This window comes from Streptomyces sp. NPDC047981, assembly GCF_040653315.1.
In the GTDB taxonomy this organism is placed as follows: Bacteria; Actinomycetota; Actinomycetes; order Streptomycetales; family Streptomycetaceae; genus Streptomyces.
Genome location: NZ_JBEZNQ010000024.1, coordinates 94259 through 104839, shown reverse-complemented (window position 1 = coordinate 104839; position 10581 = coordinate 94259). Strand labels below are relative to the sequence as shown.

Genomic DNA, 10581 nt, shown 5'->3' with positions numbered 1-10581 from the left:
CTGCGAGTGGGGGTGGTCCCGGCGGGTGTCGCGCCGGGCGGGCCCCTCGTGCGCGCGTGGGGTGCTTCGCGCGCGTGGGTTGCTTGTGCGCGTGGTGCTCAGGCCACCAGGCCGGTCAGTTTCCGCAGGGACTCGTTCAGGGCCGCTGTCGCCGAGTCCTTCAACTTGCCCGCCATCAGCGACACCGCTGCGCCCGTGAACTCGCCGTCGATCCGTACCGTCGTGGCGTCCCCGTCCGCCGCCAGGGAGTAGCGGGTCGCCACGATCACCCCCATCGGGCCCTTGCCGCGGATGGCCAGGACCCGTGCGGTCTCCAGTTCCTCCACCGTCCAGGTCACCTCGGCGGGGAAGCCCATCAGCTTCATGTTCTCCGCGAAGGTGGCGCCCGCCTCCAGGGAAGCGGGGCCGCCGTGGGGGAAGTTGGTGTGGGTGGCGTTCCACTCGCCGTACGAGGAGAAGTCCGTCAGCTGCGCCCAGACCTTCTCGGCCGGCGCATCGATCCGTGCCTCGGCGCTGACTTCGGCCATACGACCACCCCTTCGCGGGTTCCGTCCGACTCTGGTGTCGCGGAACGTAGCCGGGGGGCCGCGAACATTCAATACTGATGAACCGTCAGTTCTTCGACGTCACCGATCCACCAGATCTGCGCCGCGTCGAACCAGTCGGAGGCGCGCGGGCCGCCGCTCTCGTCATGGCAGTGGAACGCGGCCCAGAAGAGATCGGCGGGCAGCGCGTCCCGCGGCGCGTACACGCGGTAGACGTACTGCCGCCCGTCGAGCGCGAGCAGAGCGACCATCCAGAACATATCCAGGAGACGAAACGGGAGGGCCTCATGGTTGCATTCGGGGCGCAAAGCAAGGCGGCGCGCGCCCCTCGGTCGCGATCGGTCGCAATCTCCTCCGTAAGGAGGAGGAACCGGTCGCCTGTGCCCAACTGTGGTGGGATGCGCACATGCTTCTCGGCGGGGATGCTCCGGAGCCCCGGGGCTGATGAGGTGGGAGGGTGCACCTTCCTGTCCCCCGCGTACCGCAGCAGCCCGCGTCCCGCCGCCCCGAGATCCAGCTCGGCCGGCTCACCGCCGAACTCGCGACGGTCGTGGCCGGCGCGCGCCGCCGGGCCCTGCGCGACGGTGACCGGCAGATCGACACCGCCCATCTGCTGCACTCCCTGATCGAATCCGACCCCGAGGTCGGCGCGGCCTTCGCGGGAGGCCCGCCGCAGCTCGCGCGCCTGCTCGGCTATCTCGTCCAGCGCTCCATCGGCTACGGCCTGCGGTGGCGGGCCTCCGTCGAGGATTCCGGCGCCCTGGAGGTCGTACGGGACACGGTGGCGGCCGAGGCGACGGCCGCCGGGTGGTCGCCCACGGCGGCCGCCGCCATGGACGGCGCCTGGGAGCGGGCGGCGCTGCGCGGGGACCCGCGGGCCCGGGGCCTCGATCTGCTGGCCGTCATCGCCGCCGACCCGGAGAGCAGGGCGGTCGAGGTGCTGCGCCGAGCCGGGGTCGATCCGCGTGTTCTCACGGACCGGATCGGGGAGCTGTCTCAACAGGTGTGACGGGGGTGACGCTCCTGACGTAGTCCTGTCATGATGGCCGGATGCACGCGTCTCAGGGGAGAAGCGCCGGCCTGGGACTCGCCCTGGTATCGGCCTTCGCATTCGGCGGTTCAGGTGTGGCGGCGAAGCCGCTCATCGAAGCGGGGCTCGACCCGCTCCATGTGGTGTGGCTCCGGGTCGCCGGTGCCGCCCTCGTCATGCTGCCGGTGGCCTGGCGCCACCGCGATCTCCTGCGACGCAAGCCCGCCCTGCTCGCCGGTTTCGGTCTCCTCGCCGTCGCCGGTGTCCAGGCCTTCTACTTCGCCTCGATCTCCCGGATCCCCGTCGGCGTCGCGCTGCTCATCGAGTACCTCGCCCCCGCCCTGGTCCTCGGCTGGGTCCGCTTCGTCCAGCGCCGGCCCGTCACACGCGCCGCCGCGCTCGGCGTCGTCCTCGCCGTCGGCGGCCTCGCCTGTGTCGTCCAGATCTGGTCCGGGCTCAGCTTCGACCTGATCGGACTTCTCCTCGCGCTCGGCGCCGCCTGCTGCCAGGTCGGCTACTTCGTCCTCTCCGACCAGGGCGGCGACGAGTCCGACCCGGTCGACCCGCTGGGAGTCATCGCCTACGGGCTGCTCTTCGGCGCCCTCGTGCTGACCGTCGTCGCCCGCCCGTGGGGCATGGAGTGGTCGGTCCTCGCCGGTCGGGCGGACATGGACGGGAACGGCGTGCCCGCCTGGCTGCTCCTCGGCTGGATCGTGCTGATCGCCACCGTCCTCGCCTATGTCACCGGCGTCGTCTCGGTCCGCCGCCTCTCGCCGCAGGTCGCCGGTGTCGTCGCCTGCCTGGAGGCCGTGATCGCGACGGTCCTGGCCTGGGTGCTGCTCGGCGAACACCTGGAGGCGCCGCAGATCATCGGCGGCGCGGTGGTCCTCGTCGGCGCGTTCATCGCCCAGTCGTCGACGCCCAAGGCGGCGTCCGCGGAGCCCGTGGCCGGCTCGGCGAAGAACACCCGTGACGAATCCGAGTTGTCCGCCGCGCGGACCGGCGCCTAAGGTGACGATCATGCATTCGACCGTGCTTCCGCCTCCCGCCGCCTAGGCGCGGGCGGCGTTCTCCCTGACGAAGACCGGGCTCGGCCAGTCGCCGAGCGGTTCGTCGCTGCCCGCGTGCGGAGTTGAGCGACCCCCTCACCCTGTCTTCGTACGGAGAAGCACGTGTCTCATTCCTCGCTGTCCTCGTCCGCCGTGGCCATGCCGGCCGTCGGGCGGAGCCTGCTCTATCTGATCGTCGCCGGTATCGCCTGGGGCACCGCGGGCGCCGCGGCCTCGCTGATCTTCCGGGTCAGCGACATGGGGCCGCTCGCCCTCTCCTTCTGGCGGTGCGCCGGCGGCCTCCTCCTGCTGCTCGGGGCGCTCGCCCTGCGGCCGCGCAGGGAAGTCGTCGGGGGCGCGGAGCCCCGTCGGAGGCGGCTGATCCGGATCCTCGGCACGGGGATCGGTCTCACCGTCTTCCAGAGCGCCTACTTCGCCGCCGTCGAGGCCACCGGGCTCGCCGTCGGCACCGTCGTCACCCTCGGCGCCGGCCCCGTCCTGATCGCGCTCGGTGCCCGGCTCGGCATGGGCGAACGGCTCGGCCGCGGGGGAACGGCGGCCGTGGCCGGCGCGCTCCTCGGACTCGGCGTGCTCGTCCTCGGCGGCGAGGGCGGCGAGGTCAGGCCGGTCGGGGTGGGCCTCGCGGTGCTCTCGGCCGCCGGGTACGCGGCGATCACCCTGCTCACGCGGTGGCTCGGCCGGGACGGGGGCGGCTCCGACGCCCTGTCGACGACCACCTGGGCCTTCGCGATCGGCGCGGCCGGGCTGCTGCCGATGGCGCTCCTGGAGTCCCCGGGCGGGCTGCTGCCCCGGACGGGTCAGCCGCTGGAGGTGCTCGCGCTCCTCGTGTACGTGGCGGCGGTCCCGACGGCCCTCGCGTACGCCCTGTACTTCGCCGGAGCCGCGGTGGTCAGGGCGGCCACGGTGTCGGTGATCATGCTCCTGGAACCGGTGAGCGCGGCGGTCATCGCGGTGGCGGTCCTCGGCGAGGAGCTGGCCGCCGCCACCGTCGCGGGCACGCTGGTGCTGCTCACGGCGGTGACGGGACTCGCGCTCGCCGAAGCGCGGTCGGCGGCGGTGCGGCGGCGGGCGGCGTAGGGCTCCCCCTGGGCCGTGTCCGGAAAGTCCGGCCCGGCTCGCGAGGCTCTGCCGGCGGACCGCCGTACGTTCCGGACACGCCGTGGGCCGACCTAGGCCGAGTCGGTGGGGCGGCGGCGTCGCTGGTGGGCCGCCGCCTCGGCGTCGCCCCGGGCCGCCCTGGCCGTCAGGCCCGCCACGATCGCGTCCTGTACCGGCTCCGGCTTGTGGTGCGCGTACTTGAACTTCGCGCGGACGTCGGTCACGTCGAGGCGCAGGCCCCGCAGCCCCGCCAGAAGGCGGCCGAACGGGGCCTCGCCCGGCGCGACCCGGGCGGTGCCGCCCTCCGGCTGGAAGTGGGCGACCTGGTGGTTGAGGAGCGCCGCCTTCTCCGCGGGGTCGTCGACCACGTGGGCCGTGCAGCGCAGCTGGACGGCCGCGTAGAAGGACGTGGGGGTGCCGTGCTCGGGCGGGGCCCCCACGGGCGCCGCCCATGGGCCCGGCACGAAGGCGTAGTCGTCGACCACGCTGAGGACGACCGTCGGGTTCTCCTCGATCGCCTGCCACAGCGGGTTGGGGCGGGCGAGATGGGTCAGCACCCGCCCGTGGGGGCCGGGCTCGGAGTCGTACCGGAAGTGCAGCGGCTGTACCCACGGCGGCTCGCCGGACAGGCCGTTGACGGCGAGCTGGCCGAAGTCGTGCCGGGACAACCACGCGCGCCACTCGTCGGAGTCGTGGACGGCGTCCCAGGGGTGGATCAGCATGGCGCGTCCTCAGCGGGTGGCGGTCGGGGCGAGGTAGGCCGGCAGGTCGACGGACGGGTCGAGGTCGTCCGCGGGAACGGGCGTGCCGTAGGCCCTGGCCACCGGCACCACACCGGACCAGTGGGGAAGCGTCGCGTCCTCCGGCTCGTCGTTCGGGCCGCCCGTGCGGACCTTGGCGGAGACCTCGTCGAGTTCCAGACGCAGGACGGCCGTCGCGGCCAGCTCCTTGGCGTTGGCCCGCCGGGAGTCGTCGGCGCGTCCGGGGACGACGTGGTCGACCAGGGCGTCGAGGGCGGTGCGCAGCTCCTCGGGCTCGGTGACCTGGTGCGCGATGCCGTGGACCACGACAGAGCGGTAGTTGATCGAGTGGTGGAACGCCGACTTGGCCAGGACCAGGCCGTCGACGTGGGTCACCGTCAGACAGACCGGCAGCCCGGGGGCCCCCTCGCCGGCACCCGCCATGCGCAGCGGGCGCGATCCGGTGGAGCCGTGCACGTAGAGGCGGTCGCCGATCCTGCCGTAGAGCGTCGGCAGCACGACGGGCGCGCCGTCGCGGACGAAGCCGAGGTGGCAGACGTACGTCTCGTCGAGTATCGAGTGGACCAGCGCCCGGTCGTACGACGCGCGTTTGCGGGACCGGGTCGGGACGGTCCGCGCGGTCGGCTCGTAGGTGTCCGTCGTCATTGCGTTCTCCATTGCACTAGTGCATAATCGGGTTTGTGCTAGGAGAGTATCGGATCGAAGGTCGTCGCGCATCGGAGATCGCCGCGAGCGTCGAGCGCGGGGTCGCGGGCGGCGCACTGGAGCCGGGACAACTACTGCCGCCCATGCGGGAGTTGGCCGGCGTGCTCGGGGTGAACCCGAACACGGTCGCCGCCGCCTACCGGACCCTGCGCGAGCGCGGGGTCATCGAGACGGACGGCCGGCGCGGCAGCCGGGTGCGGGCCACGCCCGCGACGACGGCCCGCGGGTCGATCCGGGTCGAGGCGCCGCCGGGCGTACGAGACGTCAGCCGGGGCAACCCCGACCCGGAGCTGCTGCCCCCGCTCGGGGTGGCGCTCGCCGAGGCCGCGCGCCGCGAGGCGGAACGGCCCGGGCTGTACGGGGAGGCTCCCGTGGACGCGGACTTCGCCCGGCTCGCGCGCGCCGCGCTCGACGCGGACGGCGTCCCCGACGGGCCGATCGCCGTCACCTCGGGGGCCCTCGACGCGATCGAGCGGGTCCTCGCGGTCCATCTCAGGCCCGGCGACGCCGTCGCCGTCGAGGACCCGGGCTGGGGGAGTCTCCTCGACCTCGTCCCGGCGCTCGGGCTACGGCCCGTGCCGATCCCGGTCGACGACGAGGGGCCGCAGCCGGCGGCCCTGGCGGGGGCGCTGCGGGACGGGGCGCGAGCGGTGATCGTCACCGACCGCGCGCAGAACCCGACCGGCGCGGCCGTGGGCCCCGAGCGCGCCGAGGCGCTGCGCCGCGTGCTCGCGGACCACCCGGACGTCCTGCTCGTCGAGGACGACCACGGGCACGGCATCGTCGACCTGCCGCTGTCTCCCCTGGCCGGGGTGACCCGTCACTGGGCCTTCGTGCGGTCCGTGGCCAAGGCGTACGGGCCCGACCTGCGCGTCGCGTGCCTGACCGGCGACGCCGAGACCGTCGACCGGGTGCTCGGGCGGCAACGGCTCGGTCCCGGCTGGGTCAGCCGGCTCCTGCAGCGGGCCGTCGCGCACCTGTGGGCCACGGGGGCGGTGGATCCGGCCGCCGTCGCGGGCGCCTACGCGGAGCGGCGCGACCGGCTCGTGCGGGCCCTGGAGCGGCGCGGGGTCGAGGCGCACGGGCGGAGCGGGATGAACGTGTGGGTCCCGGTCGCCGACGAGACGGGAGCGGTGACCCGGCTCCTCGCCGCCGGATGGGCGGTGGCCCCGGGCGCCCGCTTCCGCCTCGGCGCCGGGCCGGCCGTCCGGGTCACCGTCTCCGGACTGCGCGCGGCGGACATCGAGCCCCTGGCCGACGCGGTCGCCCTCGCGGCGGGACCGGCGCCGGCGCGGAGCTACGGCTGAGGCCGCCGTGGAGGAGTCGTGGGTGAGTCTTCCCCGGAAGAGCCGAGGTTGCGGCTTCCGTACAGGAGCTACGGCTGTGGCGGACGTGCCGGTCCGCTACGGGCGGCCGGCGGGGTGGCGGTCCTGCGCCGGGTCCTGCGCCGGGTTCCGCGCCGGGTCCTGTGCCGGAGGTGTCGATGTGGGGCTCGGTGCGGGGGCGGGCGCCGTGGGGGCGGCACCTTGCGTGAGGGGGTGCGCCGGGGGTGTGGTTCCCCGCGTGATCGGGTGCGCCGTGGACTTCGGGTGCCTCGCCGGGGCGCGGCGTTGCGTCAGGGCCGCGCCCGCGAGGACGATCGCCGCGCCGACCGGGGTGTTCCAGGCGAGTCGCTCGTCCAGGAGGGCCACGCCCGCCGCCGTGGCGATGACCGGGATGAAGTACGTGACCATCGACGCCGTCGTCGGTCCGACCTCGGCGACGACCCCGTACTGGAGCAGCATCGCGTACCCCGTGCCGAGCGCGCCCAGGGCGATCACGGCGAGCAGCGGAACGACCTCGACCGACGTCGGGAGCGAGGTGAACAGGGGGGTCACCACCGCCAGTTGGAGCGTCGCGAGCCCCACCTGCGAGCCGGCGAGCGAGAGGTTCGACGCGCCCGTGCCGGCCAGCGTGCGGCGGACGTAGATCCAGCCGACCGCGTAGCTGAAGGAGGCGAGCAGGGCCATCGCCGTGCCCGTGACGTCCAGACCGGAGAAGCCCTGCCAGGCGCCGAGCACGGTGAGGACCCCGATGAAGCCGATGCCGAGCCCCGCCGCCCGCACCCGTGTCGGGCGGTCCTCGGAGAGGGCCACCAGCGAGAGGACCATGCCCCACAGGGGTGTCGTGGCGTTGCAGATCCCCGCGAGCGTCGAGGGGATGGTCAGTTCGGCGTACGAGAAGAGCGAGAACGGCAGCGCGTTGAGCAGGAACGCGGCCACCGTCAGGTGGAGCCAGGTGCGGCGGCCGCGCGGCAGCCGCTCCCTCTTGACCAGCATCGCGACGGCCAGCACCGCCGTACCGAACAGCAGGCGGCCGAAGGTCACCTGGAACGGCGCGAACCCCTCCGTGCCGACCTTGATGAAGACGAAGCTGAAGCCCCAGATCAGAGCCAGCACGCCGAAGCGGACCCGCCAGTCCAGCAGGCGGGCGCGGTGGGCGGAGGGAGGGGGCGGAGAGGTCGCGGAGCTCATGTCCTCAGAGTGGAGGCTTCAACCTCGTAGAACAAGCGAGATTAAGTGAAGCTCTCCCCTTAGTATTGCTTACATGTTGAACCTGGAGCGCTTGCGGACCCTGGACGCCGTCGCACGGCACGGCTCGGTCAGCGGTGCGGCCGACGGCCTGCACGTCACCACCTCGGCCGTGTCGCAGCAGCTGTCCAAGCTGGAGCGGGAGATCGGCCAGCAGCTGCTGGCCAAGAACGGCCGGGGCGTCCGGCTCACCGACGCCGGCCTGCTGCTCGCCGAACACGCGGCGCGCATCCTGTCGCAGGTGGAGCTCGCCCAGGCGGACATCGAGGCCCAGCGCGGACAGGTCGTCGGCGAGGTCCGGATCGCCGCCTTTCCGACGGCCGCGCGCGGTCTCCTGCCCGGCGCCCTCGCCGCGCTGCGCACGGCCCACCCCGATCTCCGGGTGAAGACCACCGAGCTGGAGCCGGAGCAGGGCATCCGGGAGGTGCTGCGGGGCGACGCCGACCTCGCCATCGTCCTGGACTGGAGCAACAAGCGCGCCCCGGTGCCGGGCGGGCTCGAGCGCGCCCACCTCCTGGACGACGCGGCGGACGTCGCGGTGCCGGCCGGGCACCCGATGGCCGGCCGGGACGAGGTGGACCTGACCGACTTCGGTGACGACGACTGGGTCTCCTGGCCCGAGGGCGAATTCTGCCACGACTGGCTCATGTTCACGCTGCGGTCGCAGGGCATGGAACCGCGCATCGCCCATCTCGCGGGCGAGCACCACACCCAGCTCGCGCTGATCGCCGCAGGCCTCGGGGTGTGCGTCACCCCGCGCCTCGGTCGCGGGCCGACGCCGGAGGGCATCGCGTTCGTGCCGGTGCGGCAGAAGGTGAAGCGGCACATCTACGCGACCTGGCGCAGCGACGCCGACCGGCGGCCGTCCATCCGGGCGGCGGTCGAGGCGCTGCGGGGCGTCGGGGGTCCGCTGAGCCTCTGAGGTGCGGGCGGGTGCGGCCGGGTGGTCGCGGGCGGGTGCGGCCGGGTGGTCGCGGGCGGGGTGGGGGCCGGGTGGTCGCGGGCGGGGTGGCTACAGGGTCGCAAGTTTGCGGAAGTCCCAGGAGGCGACGGCGTCCGGGGTCAGCTTGAGCCACGCGTGCCGGCCGTCGTGCGGCATCGTGTCGAGGCCGAAGTTCTTCGCGGCGAACAGCCGTTCCGCAACATCGAGTTCGGGGCACGGCTCACCCGTGCGCGGGGCTTCGCCGACGAAGACGGCCGTTCCCGACAGCTCGGCGCCCCGCAATTCTCCGTACTCCTCGCCGTCGTCGACGACCACCGCGATGCGCGGGTCGGCGCGCAGCTCCGCCCAGCGGCGGCTCCTGGTGATCGAGTAGAGCCAGAGCGAGGTCCCGTCCCAGGCGAACCAGAGGGCGCCGACATGAGGCCGACCGTCCGCGGAGACGGTCGCCACCCGGCAGGTGCGCTGTTCGGTGAGGAAGTCGTCCAGCTCCTCCGGAGTCATCATGATCCGGCGGCCACGGCGTTGTGTGACGGTCATCGTCCGTCCCTTCGCGTCATTCTGATGGAGTGTCAGAAATCATGGGCGCTCTTCCCTCCTGGGGCAAGGGTGGCTAGCCTCCCCCGCCCGGAGTGCGCCAGAAGCCGCGCGCCAGGCGCGGCGCCGAGCAGGCACGGCGCCGGGGGACTCGGGCCAACGGACAGGGGAGACGATCATGGCCGATGCCACGAAGGGTTCGGCGTCCACCGCCAAGCAGTGGGCGCAGCTGCAGGAGCAGCTCGAACCGGCCGGAACGGTGCTGCTCACCGTCGAGTGTCAGCAAGGGGTCGTCGGGCGCGACAGCGCCCTGCCCGAACTGGCCGTCGCCGCCCGCTCGTCGGGCGCGCTGGCCAACGTCGCCCGACTGGTCGCCGCCGCGCACGAGGCCGACGTGCAGGTCCTGCACGCCGTGGCCGAGCGCAGACCTGACGGACGCGGCGCCAACAGCAATGCCCGGCTGTTCCGGGCCGCCGCCCGGCTGCCCGTGCAACAGCACAGCGGCAGCACGGCGGTGCGGATCGCCGAACCCATCGAGGTCACCGAACAGGACCTGGTCGTACGGAGGTTGCATGGGCTCTCGCCGCTCGCCGGGACCGACGTCGACCCACTGCTGCGCAACCTCGGCTGTCGCACGCTCGTCGTCACCGGTGTCTCGGCGAACGTGGCGATCCCCAACGCCGTCTTCGACGCGGTCAACCTCGGATACACCGTCGTCGTGCCCGGGGACGCCATCGCGGGGGTGCCGGCCGACTACACCCCCGCGATGATCCGTCACACGCTCGCCCTCGTCTCCACCGTCACGACCACCGAGGACGTGCTGCGCTGCTGGAAGAGCCCGCGGCGCGCTAGGCGAGCGTGATCGAGTCGCCCTCCACCTTGATCGGGGTCGGCGGCAGCGGCGCGGTGGCGGGGCCGCCCTTCACGCTGCCGTCCGACGCGTCGAACATGCTCTGATGGCAGGGGCAGGTGATCACGCCGTCGGCGACACCGCTGACCGCGCACCCCTGATGGGTGCACTTGGAGGAGAAGGCCTTGAACTCGCCCGCCTTCGGCTGCGTGATCACCACGCCCTGACCGTCGAGGACCTTGCCGCCGCCCACCGGGATGTCCGCCGTCTTCGCGAGCGCGGCCCCGGCCTCCTGCGGCGCGCCCGTCCCGGCGCCGCTGCCCTTGTCGTCCGTGCCGCCGCCTCCGCAGGCGGTGAGCGCGGCCACCAGGCCCGCCCCACCCGCCGCCGCGACGACCGTCCGACGCGCCACACCACTCATCGCACTCCCCTTGCGTCCTGATCCTGATCCGTTTCGATCTCCTTGTGGAGTCTG

Annotated in this window: 13 protein-coding genes; 6 read left to right on the top strand and 7 right to left on the bottom strand. The window is 73.5% G+C overall.

What is annotated here, in order from left to right; translation table 11 throughout:
* Nucleotides 1–98 precede the first annotated feature (98 nt).
* Nucleotides 99–527 (bottom strand): SRPBCC family protein, encoded by a 429-nt coding sequence (locus AB0E14_RS16870; RefSeq protein WP_362417663.1) that lies wholly within the window; start codon nucleotides 525–527, stop codon nucleotides 99–101.
* Nucleotides 528–595: 68 nt separating this feature from the next.
* Complete coding sequence (locus tag AB0E14_RS16865) at nucleotides 596–805, bottom strand: hypothetical protein (protein ID WP_362009586.1); 210 nt, start codon at nucleotides 803–805, stop codon at nucleotides 596–598.
* 197 nt (nucleotides 806–1002) lie between these two features.
* On the opposite strand from AB0E14_RS16865, the gene AB0E14_RS16860 reads away from it, so the two are divergent.
* From AB0E14_RS16860 to AB0E14_RS16850, 3 genes are all read left to right on the top strand, one after another.
* Nucleotides 1003–1554, top strand: coding sequence for a Clp protease N-terminal domain-containing protein (locus AB0E14_RS16860; RefSeq protein WP_362417659.1), 552 nt, complete (start codon nucleotides 1003–1005; stop codon nucleotides 1552–1554).
* Nucleotides 1555–1595: 41 nt separating this feature from the next.
* A complete protein-coding gene (locus tag AB0E14_RS16855; RefSeq protein ID WP_362417656.1) occupies nucleotides 1596–2585 on the top strand; it encodes an EamA family transporter in 990 nt (329 codons plus the stop codon).
* Nucleotides 2586–2783: 198 nt separating this feature from the next.
* The gene (locus AB0E14_RS16850) at nucleotides 2784–3722 is read left to right on the top strand and encodes a DMT family transporter (RefSeq protein ID WP_362417672.1); all 939 of its coding nucleotides are present in this window, start codon (nucleotides 2784–2786) and stop codon (nucleotides 3720–3722) included.
* Nucleotides 3723–3814: 92 nt separating this feature from the next.
* On the opposite strand, the gene AB0E14_RS16845 is transcribed toward AB0E14_RS16850, so the two are convergent.
* The gene (locus tag AB0E14_RS16845; RefSeq protein WP_362417653.1) at nucleotides 3815–4465 is read right to left on the bottom strand and encodes an FMN-binding negative transcriptional regulator; all 651 of its coding nucleotides are present in this window, start codon (nucleotides 4463–4465) and stop codon (nucleotides 3815–3817) included.
* A gap of 9 nt (nucleotides 4466–4474) precedes the next feature.
* Nucleotides 4475–5149, bottom strand: coding sequence for a pyridoxamine 5'-phosphate oxidase family protein (locus AB0E14_RS16840; RefSeq protein ID WP_362417651.1), 675 nt, complete (start codon nucleotides 5147–5149; stop codon nucleotides 4475–4477).
* 35 nt (nucleotides 5150–5184) lie between these two features.
* Between AB0E14_RS16840 and AB0E14_RS16835 the strand changes: the two genes are divergently transcribed.
* Nucleotides 5185–6516: an aminotransferase class I/II-fold pyridoxal phosphate-dependent enzyme gene (locus AB0E14_RS16835; protein WP_362417649.1), complete on the top strand. Its 1332-nt coding sequence runs from the start codon at nucleotides 5185–5187 to the stop codon at nucleotides 6514–6516.
* A gap of 96 nt (nucleotides 6517–6612) precedes the next feature.
* Here AB0E14_RS16835 and AB0E14_RS16830 read toward each other — a convergent pair whose 3' ends face one another.
* Nucleotides 6613–7722 (bottom strand): DMT family transporter, encoded by a 1110-nt coding sequence (locus AB0E14_RS16830; protein ID WP_362417647.1) that lies wholly within the window; start codon nucleotides 7720–7722, stop codon nucleotides 6613–6615.
* A 73-nt stretch (nucleotides 7723–7795) separates the two neighbouring features.
* On the opposite strand from AB0E14_RS16830, the gene AB0E14_RS16825 reads away from it, so the two are divergent.
* Nucleotides 7796–8701: a LysR substrate-binding domain-containing protein gene (locus tag AB0E14_RS16825; RefSeq protein ID WP_362417644.1), complete on the top strand. Its 906-nt coding sequence runs from the start codon at nucleotides 7796–7798 to the stop codon at nucleotides 8699–8701.
* A gap of 90 nt (nucleotides 8702–8791) precedes the next feature.
* Here AB0E14_RS16825 and AB0E14_RS16820 read toward each other — a convergent pair whose 3' ends face one another.
* A complete protein-coding gene (locus AB0E14_RS16820; RefSeq protein ID WP_362417641.1) occupies nucleotides 8792–9259 on the bottom strand; it encodes a pyridoxamine 5'-phosphate oxidase family protein in 468 nt (155 codons plus the stop codon).
* 175 nt (nucleotides 9260–9434) lie between these two features.
* On the opposite strand from AB0E14_RS16820, the gene AB0E14_RS16815 reads away from it, so the two are divergent.
* Nucleotides 9435–10118 (top strand): cysteine hydrolase, encoded by a 684-nt coding sequence (locus AB0E14_RS16815; RefSeq protein WP_362417638.1) that lies wholly within the window; start codon nucleotides 9435–9437, stop codon nucleotides 10116–10118.
* Here AB0E14_RS16815 and AB0E14_RS16810 read toward each other — a convergent pair.
* The gene (locus tag AB0E14_RS16810) at nucleotides 10105–10527 is read right to left on the bottom strand and encodes a Rieske (2Fe-2S) protein (RefSeq protein WP_362417635.1); all 423 of its coding nucleotides are present in this window, start codon (nucleotides 10525–10527) and stop codon (nucleotides 10105–10107) included. The genes AB0E14_RS16815 and AB0E14_RS16810 overlap by 14 nt on opposite strands.
* Nucleotides 10528–10581: the final 54 nt, after the last annotated feature.